The organism is Blastococcus aggregatus, assembly GCF_900221005.1.
Lineage (GTDB): Bacteria > Actinomycetota > Actinomycetes > Mycobacteriales > Geodermatophilaceae > Blastococcus > Blastococcus aggregatus.
In genome coordinates this window covers 662,539-680,392 of sequence record NZ_OBQI01000001.1, presented here as the reverse complement: position 1 = coordinate 680,392, position 17,854 = coordinate 662,539, and the positions used below count along the sequence as shown (strand labels likewise).

Here is a 17,854-nt window from a genome sequence, read left to right as displayed (position 1 = left end):
TGCCGTCGCGTGCCCAGGATCTCGCCGGTGACCTCGGTGCAGACGGCGTGCATCCCGGCGACGCGGCCGTCGTCGTCGAAGGCGGGCGCGTGGGAGACGGTGAAGTAGGTCTCCTCGCGGTAGCCGGCGCGCTCCAGGAGGAGCAGCAGCCCGGGCAGCCAGGAGGCCTCGAGCGTGCTCATGGCGTGCTCGATCGGCGGGCCGAGGGCGTCCCAGCCCTCGGCCAGCGTGGCGCGGATGTCCGCGCCGATCGCGGGGTGCTTGGCGCCGATGAAGGGCGCGTAGGCGTCGTTGTAGAACTGGGTGAACTCCGGCCCCCAGGTCAGGACCATGGGGAACCGGGAGACGAGCACCGTGCGCACGGCGAAGCGCAGGCTGGCCGGCCAGCCCGACACCGGGCCGACCGGGGTGGCCGACCAGTCGAGGGCGGCCATGAGCCGCCCCGCCTCGCCGCCGGCCGCGAACAGGCCGTCGGGTGCGGCGGCGCCGGAGTGTGCTGCGTCCACGCGTTAGAGGCGCTCGACCACGTGGTCGATGCAGGCGGTGAGCGCGCTGACGTCGTCGGGGTCGACGGCGGGGAACATGCCGACGCGCAGCTGGTTGCGGCCGAGCTTGCGGTAGGGCTCGACGTCCACGACGCCGTTGGCCCGCAGCGTCTTCGCCAGGGCCGCGGCGTCGACCGAGTCGGCGAAGTCGATGGTGCCGACGACGAACGAGCGCTCGTCCGGGTCGGTCACGAACGGCGTCGCGTAGGGCGACTTCTCCGCCCACGAGTACAGCCGGCTCGACGACTCGCGGGTGCGGCCCACGGCGCCGGACAGCCCGCCGAGCGACAGCAGCCACTGGATCTGGTCGTTCAGCAGGAACAGCGTGGCGAGGGCGGGGGTGTTGTAGGTCTGGTCCTTGGTCGAGTTGTCCACCGCGATCGACAGGTCCAGGAACCCGGGGATCCAGCGCCCGGAGGCCTTGATCTCGGCGACCCGCGCGAGGGCGTCGGCCGACATGAGCGCCACCCACAGACCGCCGTCGGCGGCGAAGGACTTCTGCGGGGCGAAGTAGTAGACGTCGGTCTGCGAGACGTCGACCGGCAGGCCGCCGGCGCCGGAGGTCGCGTCGATGAGCACGAGGGCGTCATCGGTGCCTGCGGGGCGCTCGATCGGCGCCATGACCCCGGTGGAGGTCTCGTTGTGCGCCCAGCCGTACGCGTCGATGCCCTCCTGGGCGGTCGGCAGCGCCAGCGTGCCCGGCTCGGCCTTCACGATCACCGGCTCGCCGAGGAACGGGGCCTCCTTGGCGCCGGAGGCGAACTTCGCGGAGAACTCGCCGTAGGTTCCGAAGGCGGCGCGGTCGCGGATGAGGCCGAACAGGGCGGCGTCCCAGAAGGCCGTCGTCCCGCCGTTGCCGAGCACCACCTCGTAGCCGTCCGGCAGGTCGAACAGCTGGCGCAGCCCCTCGCGGACCGAGCGGACCAAGTTCTTCACCGGGGCCTGGCGGTGCGAGGTGCCCATGATCGCGGCGCCGTCGGTGGCCAGGGCCTGCAGCGCCTCGGGGCGGACCTTGGACGGGCCGCAGCCGAACCGCCCGTCCGACGGCAGGAGTTCGGCGGGGATGGTGAGGGTCATCCGGGAGTGCCTTCCGGGTCGCGGTGCGAGGTGGTGCGCGGGCGTGGGACGGCCCGGGTCCGCCGAGGGCGGGCCCGGGCCGTCGACACATCGGGAGTGCCGATCAGGCGGGGGCGACCTGCGTGGTGGTCTTGGTCTGGATCGTGTCCCAGCCCTCGACCTCGTCGGGCGTGCGCGGGTCGGGGCCGATGTACCTGGCCGACGGACGCACGAGGCGGCCGGTCCGCTTCTGCTCGAGGATGTGCGCGCACCAGCCGGCGGTGCGGGCGCAGGTGAACATCGAGGTGAACATGTGGCTGGGCACCTCGGCGAAGTCCAGGACGATCGCCGCCCAGAACTCCACGTTGGTCTCGACCGGCCGGTCGGGACGCCGCTCGCGCAGCTCCTTGAGTGCGGCCTGCTCGAGCGCCAGCGCGGCCTCGAAGCGCGGCGCACCGAGTTCCTGGGAGGCACGGCGCAGCACGCGGGCGCGGGGGTCCTCGGCGCGGTAGACCCGGTGCCCGAAGCCCATCAACCGCTCCTTGCGGTCGAGCAGGTCCTTCACGTACTTCTCGGCGTCGCCGGTGCTCTCCACCGCGTCCAGCATGTGCAGCACGCGCGAGGGGGCACCCCCGTGCAGCGGGCCGGACATCGCGCCGATCGCGCCGGAGAGCGAGGCCGCGACGTCGGCGCCGGTGGAGGCGATCACGCGGGCGGTGAAGGTCGAGGCGTTCATGCCGTGCTCGGCGGCCGACGTCCAGTAGGCGTCGACGGCCGCGACGTGGCGGGGGTCGGGCTCGCCGCGCCAGCGGATCATGAAGCGCTCGACGATGGTGGCGGCCTCGTCCACCCGCTTCTGCGGGACTGCGGGGTTGCCGATGCCGCGGGCGGACTGCGCGACGTAGGACAGCGCCATGACGGCGGCGCGGGCCAGCTCCTCGCGGGCCTCCTCGTCGGTGATGTCCAGCAGCGGGCGGTAGCCCCAGATCGGGGTCAGCATGGCCAGCGCGGCCTGCATGTCCACCCGCACGTCACCGGTGTGCACCGGGATCGGGAACGGCTCGGCCGGGGGAAGCCCGGGGCCGAACTTGCCGTCGACCAGCAAGGCCCAGACGTTGCCGAAGGTCACCTTGCCCACGAGGTCTTCGATGTCGACGCCGCGGTAACGCAGCGCGCCGCCGTCCTTGTCCGGTTCTGCGATCTCCGTCTCGAAGGCGATGACGCCTTCCAGGCCGGGTACGAAGTCGTCGGCCATCTCGCATGCTCCTCTGCGCACGGAACCCGTGCGCGCATGGGTCATGCCGCACGATTGCTTCCGACCCTAGGCCGTGGGGACTCGCCGGGCGCAAGTGGGGCCGTCGTCCGCCCCGCCGGAAGGCTTTCCGCGCCGGACCGCCCGCACGGTGTCAGCATGGCGGGGTGCCCGACCTCTCCCGCATGCGCAACGACTACACGCTCGGGCGGCTGCGCGAGGACGACCTCGCCCCGACGTGGGTCGAGCAGTTCGACCGCTGGTTCGCCGACACCGTGGCCGCCGAGATCCCCGAGCCCAACGCCGTCGTCGTCGCGACGGCCGACGCCGACGGTGCCCCCGACGCGCGCATCGTGCTGATGAAGGGCTACGACGAGGCCGGGGTCGTGTTCGGCACGAGCTACGCCTCGGCCAAGGGCGCGCAGCTGGCCATCAACCCGCGGGCGGCGCTGGTCTTCCCGTGGCACGCGCTGCAGCGCCAGGTCCGGATCACCGGCACGGTGGAGCGGATCGGGGACGGCGCCTCCGACGACCTGTGGGACCCGAGGCCGCGCGGTTCGCAGCTGGCCGCGGCCGCCTCGGTGCAGTCGACCGTCGTCGACTCCCGGCAGGAGCTCGAGGAACGGGTGCGCCGGCTCGACGAGCAGACGCCGGAGGGGAAGGTGCCGCGCCCGGCCGCCTGGGGCGGGTACCGGGTCCTGCCCGAGCGGGTGGAGTTCTGGCAGGGCGGCACCGACCGGCTGCACGACCGGATCCGCTTCGTGCGTGACGACGAGGAAGGTGGCGGCTGGATCGTCCAGCGACTCGCCCCGTGAGCGGGGGTTCCACCCCTCGGCGCTCCTGGGCGATCGACACCACGCCGCTGCGCAACCCGGCCTACCGGCGGCTGTTCTGGGGTGTGGCCGCGACCATGCTCGGCCAGCAGATGACGCTGGTCGCCGTCCCGTTCCAGGTCTACCTGCTCACCGGCGACTCGCTGATGGTGGGCGTGACCTCGATCGTCGCGCTGGTGCCGCTCGTCGTCTTCGGTCTGCTCGGCGGCGCCATCGCCGACTCGATGGACCGCCGCCGGCTGATGCTCGTCACCTCCGTCGGTGCCGCGGCGACGAGCGCGCTGCTGGCGGTGCAGGCGCTGTTCCCCGGGGACGGGAACCTCGCGGTGCTGTGGGTGCTGACCGCCTGCGTCTCCGCGTTCGCGGCGGTCAACCAGCCGGCGCGCAGCGCGGTCATCCCTGCTCTGGTGGGGCCGGCGGGGGTGTCCGCGGCCAATGCGCTGTCGATGACCGTGCGCCAGGCCGCGGTCATCGTGGGGCCGCTGCTGGCCGGCGTCCTCATCGGGGCGGGGGAGCTGTTCCTGGCCTACGCGATCGACGCGCTGGGCTTCCTCGCCGCCGCCGTCCTGCTGCGCGGGCTGCCGCCACTGCCGCCGGGCCGGGACGTCGGCCCGCTGCGCCTGGGCGCGGCGATCCGCGGTGTGGGGGAGGGCTTCGTCTTCCTGCGCACCCAGCCGGTCCTGCTCATGACGTTCGTCGTCGACATCGTCGCGATGTGCTTCGCCTGGCCCCAGGCGGTGTTCCCCGAGCTGTCGGAGACCCGGTTCACCGACTCGCCCAATGCGCTGGGCTGGCTGTTCGCCGGTGTCTCGATCGGCGCGCTGCTCATGGGGCTCACCTCGGGGTGGGTGTCCCGGGTCGACCGGCAGGGCGCGGTGGTGCTGGCGGCGATCGCGGTGTGGGGCGTGGCGATCGTCGGCTTCGGCTGGGCGCAGTCGCTGTGGCTGGCCGTGCTCTGCCTCGCGGTGGCCGGAGCCGGCGACATGGTCAGCGCGGTGCTGCGGTCGTCGATGCTGCAGCTGGCCGCGCCGGAGGAGATGCGCGGGCGGATGCAGGGCGTCTTCATCGTCGTCGTCGCCGGGGGGCCGCGGCTGGGCGACCTGCGCGCCGGTGCGCTGGCGAGCGCGGCGTCGGTGAGCGTGGCGATGGTGTCCGGCGGCGTCGTCGTCGTGGTGGCGATGGCGCTGGTGGCCGTGCTGGTGCCGTCGTTCTGGCTCTTCCGCGCCTCCCGCACGGCGGTCTGACTCAGGCCAGGGCGGCGGCCACCACCTGCAGGTCGGAGACGAGGGCGTCGAAGGCGGCGTCGCGGGCATCGTCCGGTGTGCGCAGGACGGCCGAGGGGTGCGTCGTCGCCAGGATCCAGGTCTGGGCGGGCGCGGCCTCGTCCGGCTCGTCGTCGTCGGCCTCCTGGGCCACGGGCGGGGGCGGCAGGCCGGGCAGTGCCCAGGGCAGCAGCCGACCGCGGTCGGTCGTGATCCGGAAGGACGGCGCGATGAGCGCCTTGGCCGCCGTCGCACCGAGCGCCACGACCACCTCGGGCCGGAGGACGGCGAGCTCGGCGTGCAGCCACGGGGCGCACGCGCGCAGGTGCTCGGCGCCGGGCGTCTGGTGGATGCGCCGCTTGCCCTTCGGTGTGAACCGGAAGTGCTTCACCGCATTGGTGACGTAGGCGTCGGAGCGCTCGATGCCGGCGCCGGCGAGCGCCTGGTCCAGCAACCGGCCGGCCGGTCCGACGAACGGCTCGCCCGTCCGGTCCTCCTGGTCGCCGGGCTGCTCGCCGACGAGGACGACGCGCGCGGTGGGTGGGCCCGAGCCGAAGACCGTCTGCGTCGCCGGCTCCCACAGCTCGCAGGCCCGGCAGCCGGCCGCGGCGGCTGCCAGCCCGTCGAGACCGACGCCGGTCGGAGGCTGCGCGGGGCCGGTGCGTCCGGGGCCGTTGCGTTCGCTCATCGGCCTCATGACACCGCAGGGCGGCGGTCCCCGCGACCGATACGGTCGGGCCTCTCACGCGACGACGACAGGAGGACGGGTGCTCGAGTTCGACGGGCTCCACAAGAGCTTCGGCGACGTCCGGGTCCTGGAGGGCGTCGGGTTCACCGTCGCCCCCGGCTCGATGTTCGGGTTCTGCGGATCCAACGGCGCAGGCAAGACGACCACGATGCGCATCGCCATGGGCCTGGTCCGCGCCGACGCCGGCGAGGTCCGCTGGAACGGCAGACCGCTGGACCAGGCCTCGCGTCGGCGGGTCGGCTACATGCCGGAGGAACGCGGGCTCTACCCGAAGATGAAGGTCGGCGAGCAGGTCGCCTACTTCGCGAGGTTGCACGGGCTCGGCGCCGCTGCCGCCGCGACGGCCGCCGACGAGTGGCTCGAGCGGCTCGGTCTGGGCGCACGTCGCGGGGACGCCGTCGAGAAGCTGTCGCTGGGCAACCAGCAGCGGGTGCAGCTTGCGGCCGCACTGGTCAGCCGCCCCGAGGTGCTCATCCTGGACGAGCCGTTCTCCGGCCTCGATCCGATCGGCGTCGATTCCCTCGCGGAGGCGCTGCTGGGTCAGGCGCGCGCCGGCGTGCCGGTCGTGTTCTCCAGCCACCAGCTCGATCTCGTCGAGCGGCTGTGCGACTCCGTCGGCATCCTCGCCCGCGGCCGGATGGTCGCCACCGGCACCGTCGACGAGCTGCGCCACAGAGAGTCCGGTCGGCTGCTGCGGGTGGTCGTCCCCGACGCCGATGCGCCATGGGCCTCGTCCGTCCCCGGTGTCCGGGTCGTCTCGGAACGGGCCGGGGACACGGTCCTCGAGCTCGCGGACGGCGCGGATGACCAGGCGGTGCTCGCCGCGGCGCTGCGGACCGGCCGGGTCACGCACTTCGCCTGGCAGCAGCCCTCGCTCGTCGAGCTCTTCCGCGAGGCCGTCGCAGCGCCGGCACCGGCGGAGGTGGCGGCATGACCGCGCCCGCTCCGCACGAGCCCTCCAGCGCCTCGCTGGTCCGACTGGTCGCCGCCCGCGAGGTGGCCACCCGCATCCGCGACAAGGGCTTCATCATCAGCTCGGTCGTGATCCTGCTGGTGATCGTCGCGGCGGTGGTCATCCAGGTGGTGACCGGCTCGGGTGACGAGGAGAGCCGGGTCGGTCTCGTCGGGGGCGACGGCTCGCTGGTCACCGCCCTGGAGGCGCAGGGCGAGGCGCTGGACGTCGACGTCGAGGTGGTCGAGCTCGACGACGAGGCCGCCGCCCGCACCGCGGTCGACGACGAGGACGTCGACGGCGCACTGCTCGCCGGGGCGGACCCCGAGCTGCTCGTCCGCGAGTCCGCCGGCGGCACCCTCGAGGCGATCGTCCAGGGCGCGGTCGGGCAGCTCGCGGTCGCCGAGCAGCTGACCGAGGCAGGCCTCACCGGGCTCGACGTGCCGGAGGTCGCGGTCACGGCCCTGGACGCCGATGCCGCGGCCGACGAGCAGCGGGTCGTGGCCGCCATCTTCGGGGTGGTGATCCTCTACAGCCTGCTGATCCTGTTCGGGCAGTTCATCGCCCAGGGCGTGGTCGAGGAGAAGTCCAGCCGGGTGGTCGAGCTGCTGCTGGCCACGATGCGTCCGTGGCAGCTGCTCGCCGGGAAGATCCTCGGCCTGGGGGTCCTGGCGCTCGGGCAGATCGTCGCCATCGGTGTCGTCGCGGTCGTCGCGGCACTGGCCTTCGACATCGTCGAGGTGCCCGGTGACCTGATCAGCACCGTCGCCATCGTGATCGCCTGGTTCGTGCTGGGCTACGCCTGGTACGCGGCCGTCTTCGCCGTGGCCGCCTCGCTGGTGAGCCGGCAGGAGGACCTGGCGACCGTGCTCATGCCGACGTCGATGGTGCTCATCGTCGCCTTCTTCATCGGCATCCAGGCCGCCTCCGACCCGGGTGGCCTGCTGGCCACGGTGACGTCGCTCGTCCCCGGCCTCTCGCCGCTGGTCATGCCGGTGCGGCAGGCGGCGGGCGAGGTGGCGCCCTGGGAGATCGCGCTGGCCGTCGTCCTGATGGTGCTGGCGATCGGGCTCGTGGTCCGTCTCGGCGGCCGGATCTACTCCGGCGCGCTGCTGCGCACCGGCGGGAAGATCAAGATGCGGGAGGCGCTGGCCGCCGATCGGGCGTGACCGGCCGGTGCGGGTCGGTTCCTCAGCCGGGACATCTTCCGCGAGTGGTGGTCGGTGGTCCTCATGCGGCGAGGGAGTACCTCGTCCCGGAGCTGCTCGCCACCCACGCGTCGGGCAGCGCAGCCTCCAGGGCGTGCTGAGCCCGCCAGCCGGTGCAATGACCGGGGGCGAGCAGGTCCGGCGCGAGGTCGGTGAGCGCCCGCACGGTGGGCGGGATGATCGGCTCGAACGCGGGGCCGCCGAGGTGGAGACCGCCGAGCAGCGCGTGCAACCGGTCGACACCGGTCAGGCGCATCGCGTGCCGCACCGTGTTGACCGCGCCGCCATGGCCGCAGCCGGTGAGCACCACCAGTCCGCGCCCGCGGACGTGGACGACGAGCGCCTGGTCGTCCAGGACCAGTGGGTCGTGCTGCCAGCCGACGCCGTCCCACGCCTGGTGCGACGGGGGCATGCCGTTCTCGTAGTCGGTGGTGCGGTCGATCTCGCCGGTGATCAGCACGCTGCCGTCTACCAGCAGCGACGGCTGCCGACGTTCGATCACCGAGAAACCCTCTCCCTCCAGGGCTCTGCGGCTCAGCGTCGGCAGCTCGACCGGTTCCGCGCCCGGCACAGCGAGGCGCCGCCTGCTCCAGATCAGCGGGTGCACGGTCATGGGGAGCGAGCGCCGACGGGCCAGGCCGGCCAGGCCGCCGGCGTGGTCGAAGTGACCGTGGCTGAGGACGACGCCCTGTACGGCACCGAGGTCGATGCCCAGACGGCTCGCGTTCTCGACCATGCCGTCGGGCGAGACACCCGTGTCGAACAGCAGACTCGTGGTGGTCACACCCCGGCGCACCGTCACGAGGGCGGAGAAGCCGTGCTCGGCGCGCAGGCCGGCGATGGTCCTGCCCCCCTCGAACTGCGCGGCCGTGACGACGCCGGTGCTCCACGCCGCCGCACGGCGGACCCGCTCGGTGCCGACGAGCAGTCCGTCGAAGGAGTTGTCGACGAGCGTGGTGATGACGACCTCGTCCACCGGCTCCAGCGCGATGGGGTCGACCGCCGAACCGACCGCCGGCCGCGGCGCCGCCGCGGCGGCCTCACGGGACGCTCCTCCGCACATTCCCGGACAGTAGCCAGCACGGACCCCCCGGCGTGGTCTCCGGATCCTGTCGATCCGGACCGTGCGGTCCCCGGGGAGCCGGCGAGCCGGTCTGCACGCCGGTTGGGCCCGGCGGCCCGGGGGTAGCCGCGCGGCATGGGCATGCAGCTGGGCTACACGATGATGACCGAGCAGGCCGGGCCGAAGGAACTGGTCCGCCACGTGGTGGGCGCCGAGGAGGTCGGCTTCGACTTCTCGGTGAGCAGCGACCACTACTTCCCGTGGCTGGACGAGATGGGGCACTCGCCGCACGCCTGGACGGTGCTCGGCGCCGCGGCGCAGGCCACCAGCCGCATCCCGCTGATGACCTACGTGACCTGCCCGTCGTTCCGGTACCACCCGGCGGTCGTGGCGCAGAAGGCGGCGACGTTGCAGATCCTGTCCGACGGCCGGTTCACCCTCGGCCTGGGCTCCGGCGAGAACCTCAACGAGCACGTCGTGGGCGCCGGCTGGCCGCCGGCCGACGTCCGCCAGGAGATGCTCATGGAGGGCCTGCACATCATCCGGGAGCTCTTCGACGGCGAGGGCTACACCAACTTCCGCGGCGAGCACTTCGACGTGGAGTCGGCCAAGCTCTGGGACCTGCCGGAGAAGCGGGTGCCGATCGGTGTCGCCTCCGGTGGCGCGCAGGCCTCGCGGATCGCCGGTGAGCTCGCCGACGCGCTCATCGCCACCGAACCCGAGCGGGAGCTCATCGAGGCGTTCGACGCCGCCGGAGGGGCGGGGAAGCCGCGGATCGCGCAGATGCCGATCAGCTTCGGCACCGACAAGGCCGCCGCCGTCGCCCGGGCGCACACCCTGTTCCGCTGGTTCGGCTTCGGCTGGAAGGTCAACGCCGAGCTGCCCGGCCCGGCCGCCTTCGACGCGGCCGCGCAGTTCGTCCGCGAGGACGACGTCGAGAGCAGCATCCCGTGCGGTGACGACGTCGCCGCGGTGATCGAGGCGGCGAAGGAGTACGCCGACGCCGGCTTCACCCACCTGGCGCTCGTGCAGATCGGCGGCGACCAGCAGGAGCCCTACCTGGAGTGGACCCGGAGCACCCTGCTGCCGGCCTGGCGGGAGGCGTTCGGCGGCTGACCGCCGGGAGACCCTCCCGTTGGGGTGAGGTCACCCCTGCGGGCGGCGCGGGGGAGGCGGGGTGCCCGCGAAGATCGCTGGCATGACCGAGGACCTCGACAGGCGCCTCCGGCGGCTGCGGGCCTCCGGGGACCCCGATGCGCTGATCGACCTCGGCTGCGACCTCGCCGACGCCGGCCGGCACGCGGACGCCGAGGAGTGCTTCCGCCGGGCCGCCGACGCCGGCGACACCGTCGCGTCGTTCAACCTCGGCAACGCGCTGGCCGCGCAGGGCCGGTGGGCCGAGGCCGTCGACGCCTACGAGGTGGCGCTGGCCGCCGGCGAGCCCGACGCGTGGCGCAACCTGGGCCTCGTGCTCGAGGACCTCGGCGACCTCGCCGGTGCGATGCGCGCCTACCGGGGTGCCGTCGACGCCGGCGACCTCGAGGGCGGGCTGCAGCTGGCCTTCCTGCTCCGCGAGCAGGGCGAGCGCGAGGAGGCGCTGGCCGTCGCCGAGGAGATCGCCGCCGCCGGGGACGCCGAGGCCGCCGCCGTCGTCGCCTGCTGGCGGTTCTGCGCCACGCTGGACCCCGCGCTCGAGGACGACCTGCGGGCCGGCGCCGCCCACTTCCCGGCCGCCCGCACCGACCTGGCGCACCTGCTGCGCGAGAGCGGCCGGGGTGCGGAGGCGCGGTCGGTGCTCGAGCGCGGCGCCAAGCTCGGCGAGCAGGTGTCCTGGCTCCCCCTGGGCAACCTCTACCGCGAGGACCTCGGCGACGACGAGGCCGCCGAGGAGGCGTTCCGCGCCGGCATCGCCGCCGGCGACGTGTACTGCCACCAGAACCTCGCCGTGCTGCTGGCCGACCGCGGTGACCTCGACGGCGCCGTCGAGCAGTTCCGGCTCGGTGCCGAGGCGGGCGACCAGCTGGCCGCGCAGACGCTGCGCAGCCTCGACATGGGCTGATCCGGCCTCAGCGCACGACGGCCCGGACCGCCGCCAGCAGGGCCTCGCGCTCGTGCATCGTCGTGCGCGCCCGGCCGCGGCTGGCGCCCAGCGCCACCTCCGCGGCGTCGATCGCCCGCCAGTCCTCCAGCAGCACCGGCTCGGCCCCGCGGGCCTGCAGCGTCTCCACCAGGTCGTCGACCGCGCCCCGGACGGCGAGCGTGCCGTCCGCGGCGTCGGCGAGCAGCGCGTCCACCGTCTCCCGGGCGTCGTGCTTGTTGGTGCCCACGACACCGCTGGGTCCGCGCTTGATCCAGCCGGCGACGTACTCGCCGGCGGAGGACCGACCGTCGCGCTGCACCCGGCCCACGCCGTCGTGCGGCACCGTCCCGCTGCTCTCGTCGACCGGCAGCCCCGGCAGGGGGGTGCCGCGGTAGCCGACGGAGCGGACGACCAGGTCGGCGGGCAGCAGCTCCAGCTCGCCGGTGCCGACCGCGCGTCCGTCACCGTCGACGGCGGTGCGCTCGACCTCGATGCCGGTGACCCGGCCCTCGCCGACCAGCCGCACCGGGCGGCGGAAGAAGCGCAGCCGCAGCGGCGTGCGGCCGGCCTCGAGCACGTGCCCGGCCCAGCCGCGCAGCACCCCGAGGTTGCGGCCGACGACGCGGTCGGCGGCGGCGCGCTCCTCGCTCGCCGGGTCGAGCTCCAGGTCGACGGGGTCGACGAGCACGGTCGCTGCGGTCATCTCGTCGAGCTCGCGCAGCTCCTGGGTGGTGAAGGCGGCCTGCGCCGGGCCGCGGCGACCCAGGATCGTCACCTGCTCCACGGGGGCGGCGGCCAGCACGTCCAGCACGTGCTGGGGCATGTCGGTGGACTCCAGCTCCGAGGGCTCGCGGGCCAGCACGCGGGCCACGTCCAGCGCGACGTTGCCGACGCCGATGACGACGACCGAGCGGGCGAGGGCCAGCGCGGCCTCGACCCGCTCCCGGTCGGCGTCGGGGTGGCCGGTGTACCAGGCGACGACGTCGGTGGCCGCGAGGCTGCCGGGGAGCTCCTCGCCGGGGATGCCGAGGCGCCGGTCCAGCGCGGCGCCGTAGGTGTAGATCACGGCGTCGACGTGCTCCCGCAGCTCCTCCAGCGACAGGTCGACGCCGATGTCGACGTTGCCCACGAAGCGGACCAGCGGCTGGTCGAGGCTGCGGTGCAGCGTCTCCCGGATGGCCCGCATCTTCGGGTGGTCCGGTGCGATCCCGTGCCGGACCAGGCCGAACGGCGTGGGCAGCCGGTCGATGAGGTCGATGGAGACCGGGACGTCGTCCTGCCGGGTCAGCGCGTCGGCGGCGAAGATGCCCGCCGGCCCCGCGCCGATGATCGCCACTCGGAGAGGACGGCGCGCGGATGGGGGAGCGGCGGAACCGTCGGCGACCATGACTGGCATCCTGACCCGGCCGGGGGCACTCCACCAGAGCGCGCGCCCGGTTTCCCGATCATCGTCGCTCGAGGAGGCCCCTCCATGTCCATCGTCGTCGTCGCCACCCTCACGCCCAAGCCCGAAGCCACCGACGCCGTCCGGGAGGCGATCCTGGCCGCCATCCCGAAGGTGCACGAGGAGCCCGGCTGCGAGCTCTACGCCCTCCACGAGGCCGACGGGAGCTTCGTCATGGTGGAGCGCTGGGCCGACGCCGACGCGATGAAGGCGCACGGCAAGGCCGAGCCGCTCGCCACCCTCGGTGCCGCCCTGGCCGGCAACCTCGCCGCCGCGCCCGACATCCGCCGGCTCACCCCCGTGCCCGCCGGCGACGCCGGCAAGGGCGCCGTCTGATCCGGCCGGGCGCGCCCGGCGACCTCAGCGGCAGGAGTGGTTCCGGTCCAGGTCGTCGGGCACGTACTGGGTCAGCGTGACCCGGCTGCGCGGGACCAGCGGGGGCAGCTCGCAGGCCTCGACGGCCTGCGCCACGGTGACCGAGCCGGCCAGCCAGCTCGGCAGCCCGGCGAGCGGGCTGTCGCCGGGCACGGTGCCGACGATCTCCTGCCACTGCTGGTTCGTGGAGTACAGGCCGACCTCGGCGCCCCGGAAGTCCAGGTATCCGGCCATGCCCTCCAGGGTGGCGCGGTTGCGCTCCCGGGCCTCGTCGGAGCCGGCCTGCCAGGTGTTCATCGTCTCGACGTCGAGCCACCAGCGGTAGCTCGACGCCAGGCTGTCGACCTCGGCCTCGCGGGCGGCCGGCTGGAACACCTCGGTGACGCTGTCGCGGGCCCGCTCCCACCCGTACCGCCACGAGCACGCCGTCGAGTTCTCGCCGTCGCACTCGCCGTACGGGGTCTCACCGGTGGAGGGCCAGGTGCTGACGAGGCCTCGCACCTGCCCGGGGTTGGCGGTGTTCAGGTACAGCTGGGCGACCGGCTGCTCGGGAACGGAGCCGTTGGACGCCCACGCCCACTCGAGCTGCTCGGCCAGGCACGGGTTGGCCTCGGTGGCCACCCCGCCGTTGACCCCGACGATGGCGAAGGCCCGCGCGTCGGGGAGGGTGGCGTCGCACTGCGGGTGCGAGATGTCGACGCCGACCGGGCTCTGCGGGAGGTCGAACTCGGTGGGCGCCGCGGCGGCGGGGGACTGGCCGGCGAGCGCCGTCGCGACGGCGGCCAGCCCGACGGCGGCCGCTGAGCGCAGCCTGCCGCGATACGTGCCCCCGTTGGCCATCCCGCCGACGGTACCCGGGTGCGGGGGTCCGGGGGGAGCCCCGCGGCTGCGGTCAGACGGCCTGGCAGGTGGGGCACCAGTGCAGGTTGCGGCCGGCCATGACCTCGGTGCGCACCTCGGTGCCGCAGAGCCGGCAGGGGAGCCCGGTGCGGCGGTAGACGTAGTGGGCGTCCTCGCGCCGCACGGCACCGCCGCGGCGGGTCCGGTCCTCGGGCCGGGTGGTGACGATGCGGCCCATCCGGACGCCGGCCCGCATCAGCGGAACCAGGTCGCCCCACATCTGCGCCCACAGCGCGTCGTCCACCGCCCGCCCGGGGCGGAAGGGGGAGACCCGGTGCCGGAACAGCAGCTCGGCCCGGTAGACGTTGCCGACGCCGGCGAGCACGGACTGGTCCATGAGCAGGGCGCCGATCGCGGTGCGGCTGGCGGCGATCCGGCGGTGCGCGCGGCCGCCGTCGGCGCGCGGGCGCAGCGGGTCGGGGCCGAGCCGGTCGAGGATCGTCGTCACCTCGGGGGCGGGGAGCACCTCGCAGGCGGTGGGGCCGCGCAGGTCGGTCCAGACGCCGGTGCCCTCGGGACCCTCGGCCTCCCAGCGCATGCGCAGGGCGCCCTTGACGGGGGGTGGCGTGCCCGCGCCGGTCAGGTAGGTGCCGTACAGGCCCAGGTGCACGTGCAGGGAGTCGCCGCCGAAGCGGGCGAACAGGTGCTTGCCGTAGGAGAAGACCTCGTCGAGGACGCGACCGTCGAGCAGCGCCGCGCCCGCCTCGAAGCGGCCCTGCGGGCTGGTGACGTGGACCGGCCGGCCGGCGAACAGCGTGGACTGCTCCCGCGCGAGGCGGTACAGGGTGTGGCCCTCGGGCATCCGGGCAGCGTAGGTGCCGCGTCCTTGCCCGTGGTCAGGGCCCGGCTCAGCGGTCGACGGTCTCCAGGCCGAAGTGCGGGCGGTCGTCGACGGCGACGAGGTCGAGGAACTCGGGGTGCTGGAGGATGTGGCGCCGCACGAAGGAGCAGTAGGGCAGCACGGTCAGGCCGCGCTCCCGGGCAGCGGTGAGGACGGCGGCGACGAGCGTCGTCCCGATGCCCTGGCCGCCCACGGACGGGTCGACCTCGGTGTGCGGCAACGTCATCTGGCCGTTGTCCACGTGGTAGCTGGCCAGCCCGACGACCCGCTCGCCCTGCCGGATCTCGAAGCGTCCCCGCTCGGGGACGTCGACCACCGAGGTCTCCATGTCAGATCCACCTTCCGTCATCTCCGGCACCGTTGCCGGAGCTCGACGTGTGACGCAGAACCGTAACGCCTGGGAACCGGTTCGTCTCTCTTCGATACGACGAGTCGGGTCGGGCGGGGGTTCCCCGAGCGCCCCCGATAGCCTCTGCGCCGTCGGTCCCGCGCGCGTGCGTCGCGCGGAGGCCCCCGTAGCTCAGGGGATAGAGCATCGGTTTCCTAAACCGTGTGTCGCAGGTTCGAATCCTGCCGGGGGCACCAGATTCGCGGCAGAGTCGCCCCGTGATCTCTTCCCGCACCCGGCTCCGGTCCACGGCCGGGGTCCTCGCCCTGCTCGCCTCGCTGACGGCCGGGTGCTCGTCCGACGACGCCGCCGGCGCGGGGGATCCCTCGGCGTCCGGGGCGACGTCGACGGCGCCCGCCCGGGAGTACGACTTCTCGGCGGTCGCGCCGATCGTCGAGGCGTTTCTCGCCGAGAACGGGCTGGACGGCGCCGGCCTGGTGATCGTCGACGAGGACGAGGGGATCATCGACGAGCAGTACTTCGGGGAGTTCGACGCCGACCGGGTCTCGCTGGTCGCCTCCGCCTCGAAGATGGTCACCGCCGGGGTGCTGGTCCGCCTCGCCGACCAGGGCCTGCTCGACCTCGACGAGCCGATCGCCGAGTACGTCGAGTGGGCGGAGGGCGCCAACCCGGGGATCACCGTCGCCCAGCTGCTGTCGAACAGCTCCGGCCTCGTGGGGCTCCTGCCGAACCCGGCGTACGGGCCCTACGTCTGCCAGTTCCTGCCCGCGGAGGAGCTCGAGGACTGCGCGGCCACCGCCTGGGCCACGCCCGGCGACGACGCCGACATCGTGCCGCCGGACACCGAGTTCCGCTACGGCGGGGTGCAGTGGCAGATCGCGGGGGCCGTGGCCGAGACCGTGTCGGGCAAGCCGTGGTCGCAGCTGCTCGAGGAGACCTACGTCGAGCCGTGCGGCGTCGAGTCGCTCGGCTACAACAACCACTGGACCCAGATCGGGGAGGGCCTGTCCGGGTACCCGGACGAGTTCGGGGGCGACCCGGGCCTGCTGGCGCCCACCGAGAACCCGCACATGGAGGGCGGCCTGTACATCGACCCGGTCGACTACGCCGAGCTGCTCCTCATGCAGCTGCGCGACGGCCGGTGCGGGGACACGCAGGTCCTGGAGCCGGAGTCGGTCGAGCGGATGCACACCGACCGGGTCGGCGAGACCTACGCCGGCGCGACGATGACGGGCACGGGCTACGGCTTCGGCTGGTGGATCGACCGGGACGGCAGCAGCCGGATCACCGACCCCGGCGCCTACGGCGCGGTGCCGTGGCTCGACCTCGACGGCGGCTTCGGCGGCTACCTCGTGCTCGAGGCCGACGCTCGGCTGGGTGCGACGCTGGCCGCGCAGCTGTACGAGCCGGTCGAGGCCGCGATCACGGCGGCCCGGTAGCGGCGCCCGCGACCGTCAGGACAGCAGCGTCTCCTGCGGGCTGCGCCCGTAGCGGCGGCGGTACTCCTCGGCGAACCGGCCGCGGTGGTGGAACCCCCAGCGGGCGGCGACCGCGGTCACGGTGACGCCCTCTCCGGGGTCGCCGGCCTGCAGCTCCCGGTGCGCCCGGTCCAGGCGGGTGCCCCGGAGGTGGGCCATGGGTGTCGTCCCGCGGTGCCTGCGGAACGCCTCCTGCAGCGCCCGCGGCCCGACGCGGGCGCCCTCGGCGATCGCGTGCAGGGTGAGCGGCTCGTGGGCGCGGGCCTCGATGAGCTCGAGAGCGCGCCGCACCGACGCCGGTGTGCCGTGATCGACCGACCGCGCCGCCTCGTCGTCCGTCGCGTTGTGCGGGAACGTGGCCAGCGCGGCGGCCGCGATGGAGTCGAGCGCCGCGGCCCGGACCAGCGGCTCGGCGATCGTCGCGTCGTCGCCCGCGAAGAGCGAGTGCACGTAGCCGATGGTGTTCGCGCAGTACCGGGCCAGGGCGGGGGAGATCGGCGCCAGGCCGCGGAACCGGAAGTCCCGCGGATCGACCCCGGCGACCTCAGCGGCCCGGCGGGCGACCTCATGGGTGGGCAGCCGGACGACCCGCAGGTCCATGAGCGGCCACTCGCAGGTGAAGTCGACGCCCTGGGGGAAGAGCAGGACCTCACCGGCCGTGCCGCTGACCTGCTCGCGGGCATGGCCCACCTGGAGCTGGCCGCCGGCGATCAGCCCGATCCACACGGCGTCGATCGGGTCGACCTCCTCGCGCACGCCCATGGTGTGCAGCAGCGAGTCGACGGCGAGGTCGCCGCTGGTCGCCGTCGTCTGCCGGTAGCGGAAGCCCTCCTGGCTGCCCCGGATCAGCAGCCGGTGACCGGCGAACGTGTCCCGGATGGACTCGTGCGCGCGGAGGACGTCGCGGGTGGCGACCTCGAACCGCTGGACCGCGCTGTCCATGTCGCCCTCCGCTCCGATCCGCTGCGCCCGCTCCCATGGTCCCCGCTCGGCCGGGCGGGCGCCTGACCGATCGGCGGCCCGGGTGGTCCGGGATGCGCGGTGCGTGGGCCGCCGGACGAGGTCCGACCGGGTGCTCCTTGCCGCGCATCCGCCGGGCGTGCGGTCATGGGCTCGCGGAGGTGCGGCGGTGACGACCAGTCATGACGAGGGGGCCGACCGGCGGGAGACCGGCCGGTCCGCGTGGATCGTGGGCGCCGACGGGTTCGGCACCCAGATGTGGTCGGGCGAGCCGGTGGAGATGCCGACGGGTCGGTTGCACGCGGTCGACGGGGCGGGGTTCCTTCTCGGCCGGGCGGTCTGCCTGGTGCCGGTCGTGCTGCTGGACCCGGCCGACTGGCGCTGGCCCGACGACGCCGGGGACGAGTGGCCCCTCTGCTGGATCTGCTGCGCGCTGACCCGCTGAGGCCGCGCCGTCGCCGACCCGGTTCCACGGCGGCGGAGACGATTCCCACTGATTCTCGGATCC

Annotated in this window: 18 protein-coding genes and 1 tRNA gene; 10 read left to right on the top strand and 9 right to left on the bottom strand. The window is 74.1% G+C overall.

The genetic code is table 11. The features are described 5' to 3' along the window. Nucleotides 1-509 precede the first annotated feature (509 nt). Together serC and CRP29_RS03445 are read right to left on the bottom strand one after the other, a co-directional pair. On the bottom strand, nucleotides 510-1,622 hold the full coding sequence (serC, locus tag CRP29_RS03450) for a phosphoserine transaminase (protein ID WP_097193622.1): 1,113 nt from the start codon (nucleotides 1,620-1,622) through the stop codon (nucleotides 510-512). 103 nt (nucleotides 1,623-1,725) lie between these two features. Continuing rightward, the gene (locus tag CRP29_RS03445) at nucleotides 1,726-2,856 is read right to left on the bottom strand and encodes a citrate synthase 2 (protein ID WP_097193621.1); all 1,131 of its coding nucleotides are present in this window, start codon (nucleotides 2,854-2,856) and stop codon (nucleotides 1,726-1,728) included. Nucleotides 2,857-3,020: 164 nt separating this feature from the next. Between CRP29_RS03445 and pdxH the strand changes: the two genes are divergently transcribed. Continuing rightward, nucleotides 3,021-3,668, top strand: coding sequence for a pyridoxamine 5'-phosphate oxidase (pdxH, locus tag CRP29_RS03440; RefSeq protein ID WP_097193620.1), 648 nt, complete (start codon nucleotides 3,021-3,023; stop codon nucleotides 3,666-3,668). Then, the gene (locus CRP29_RS03435; RefSeq protein WP_245852366.1) at nucleotides 3,665-4,930 is read left to right on the top strand and encodes an MFS transporter; all 1,266 of its coding nucleotides are present in this window, start codon (nucleotides 3,665-3,667) and stop codon (nucleotides 4,928-4,930) included. Before pdxH ends, CRP29_RS03435 begins: the two co-directional genes overlap by 4 nt. A 1-nt stretch (nucleotide 4,931) precedes the next feature. On the opposite strand, the gene CRP29_RS03430 is transcribed toward CRP29_RS03435, so the two are convergent. Beyond that, on the bottom strand, nucleotides 4,932-5,636 hold the full coding sequence (locus tag CRP29_RS03430) for a UdgX family uracil-DNA binding protein (RefSeq protein ID WP_097193618.1): 705 nt from the start codon (nucleotides 5,634-5,636) through the stop codon (nucleotides 4,932-4,934). A gap of 79 nt (nucleotides 5,637-5,715) precedes the next feature. Here CRP29_RS03430 and CRP29_RS03425 point away from each other — a divergent pair, with 79 nt between their 5' ends. Further along, nucleotides 5,716-6,630, top strand: coding sequence for an ABC transporter ATP-binding protein (locus CRP29_RS03425; RefSeq protein WP_217991435.1), 915 nt, complete (start codon nucleotides 5,716-5,718; stop codon nucleotides 6,628-6,630). Beyond that, nucleotides 6,627-7,817, top strand: coding sequence for an ABC transporter permease (locus CRP29_RS03420; RefSeq protein WP_097193616.1), 1,191 nt, complete (start codon nucleotides 6,627-6,629; stop codon nucleotides 7,815-7,817). Before CRP29_RS03425 ends, CRP29_RS03420 begins: the two co-directional genes overlap by 4 nt. Before the next feature lie 61 nt (nucleotides 7,818-7,878). On the opposite strand, the gene CRP29_RS03415 is transcribed toward CRP29_RS03420, so the two are convergent. Continuing rightward, entirely contained in the window at nucleotides 7,879-8,919 is a 1,041-nt protein-coding gene (locus CRP29_RS03415; protein ID WP_097193615.1) for an MBL fold metallo-hydrolase, read from the bottom strand. A 135-nt stretch (nucleotides 8,920-9,054) separates the two neighbouring features. Between CRP29_RS03415 and CRP29_RS03410 the strand changes: the two genes are divergently transcribed. Beyond that, nucleotides 9,055-10,035 carry a TIGR03557 family F420-dependent LLM class oxidoreductase gene (locus tag CRP29_RS03410; protein ID WP_097193614.1) on the top strand — a complete coding sequence of 327 codons (981 nt, stop codon included), beginning with the start codon at nucleotides 9,055-9,057 and terminating at the stop codon, nucleotides 10,033-10,035. 82 nt (nucleotides 10,036-10,117) lie between these two features. Next, entirely contained in the window at nucleotides 10,118-10,978 is an 861-nt protein-coding gene (locus CRP29_RS03405; protein ID WP_097194073.1) for a tetratricopeptide repeat protein, read from the top strand. A gap of 7 nt (nucleotides 10,979-10,985) precedes the next feature. On the opposite strand, the gene CRP29_RS03400 is transcribed toward CRP29_RS03405, so the two are convergent. After that, nucleotides 10,986-12,386 (bottom strand): FAD-dependent oxidoreductase, encoded by a 1,401-nt coding sequence (locus tag CRP29_RS03400; protein WP_097193613.1) that lies wholly within the window; start codon nucleotides 12,384-12,386, stop codon nucleotides 10,986-10,988. Between the two features lie 84 nt (nucleotides 12,387-12,470). Here CRP29_RS03400 and CRP29_RS03395 point away from each other — a divergent pair, with 84 nt between their 5' ends. Further along, nucleotides 12,471-12,779: a putative quinol monooxygenase gene (locus CRP29_RS03395; RefSeq protein WP_097193612.1), complete on the top strand. Its 309-nt coding sequence runs from the start codon at nucleotides 12,471-12,473 to the stop codon at nucleotides 12,777-12,779. A 24-nt stretch (nucleotides 12,780-12,803) separates the two neighbouring features. Here CRP29_RS03395 and CRP29_RS03390 read toward each other — a convergent pair whose 3' ends face one another. From CRP29_RS03390 to CRP29_RS03380, 3 genes are read right to left on the bottom strand one after another with little or no spacing between them, the layout of a single operon-like run. Further along, complete coding sequence (locus CRP29_RS03390; RefSeq protein ID WP_097193611.1) at nucleotides 12,804-13,658, bottom strand: glycoside hydrolase family 25 domain-containing protein; 855 nt, start codon at nucleotides 13,656-13,658, stop codon at nucleotides 12,804-12,806. A gap of 52 nt (nucleotides 13,659-13,710) precedes the next feature. Further along, a complete protein-coding gene (locus CRP29_RS03385; RefSeq protein WP_097193610.1) occupies nucleotides 13,711-14,520 on the bottom strand; it encodes an Fpg/Nei family DNA glycosylase in 810 nt (269 codons plus the stop codon). 46 nt (nucleotides 14,521-14,566) lie between these two features. Then, nucleotides 14,567-14,887, bottom strand: a complete 321-nt coding sequence (locus CRP29_RS03380) for a GNAT family N-acetyltransferase (RefSeq protein WP_097193609.1) — start codon at nucleotides 14,885-14,887, stop codon at nucleotides 14,567-14,569. A 181-nt stretch (nucleotides 14,888-15,068) separates the two neighbouring features. Between CRP29_RS03380 and CRP29_RS03375 the strand changes: the two genes are divergently transcribed. Continuing rightward, nucleotides 15,069-15,144, top strand: a tRNA-Arg gene (locus CRP29_RS03375). A 21-nt stretch (nucleotides 15,145-15,165) separates the two neighbouring features. After that, on the top strand, nucleotides 15,166-16,347 hold the full coding sequence (locus tag CRP29_RS03370; protein ID WP_176522808.1) for a serine hydrolase domain-containing protein: 1,182 nt from the start codon (nucleotides 15,166-15,168) through the stop codon (nucleotides 16,345-16,347). A gap of 15 nt (nucleotides 16,348-16,362) precedes the next feature. Here CRP29_RS03370 and CRP29_RS03365 read toward each other — a convergent pair whose 3' ends face one another. Then, on the bottom strand, nucleotides 16,363-17,328 hold the full coding sequence (locus CRP29_RS03365) for a helix-turn-helix transcriptional regulator (RefSeq protein ID WP_097193607.1): 966 nt from the start codon (nucleotides 17,326-17,328) through the stop codon (nucleotides 16,363-16,365). 187 nt (nucleotides 17,329-17,515) lie between these two features. Between CRP29_RS03365 and CRP29_RS03360 the strand changes: the two genes are divergently transcribed. Next, the gene (locus CRP29_RS03360) at nucleotides 17,516-17,791 is read left to right on the top strand and encodes a hypothetical protein (protein ID WP_245852365.1); all 276 of its coding nucleotides are present in this window, start codon (nucleotides 17,516-17,518) and stop codon (nucleotides 17,789-17,791) included. Nucleotides 17,792-17,854 lie beyond the last annotated feature (63 nt).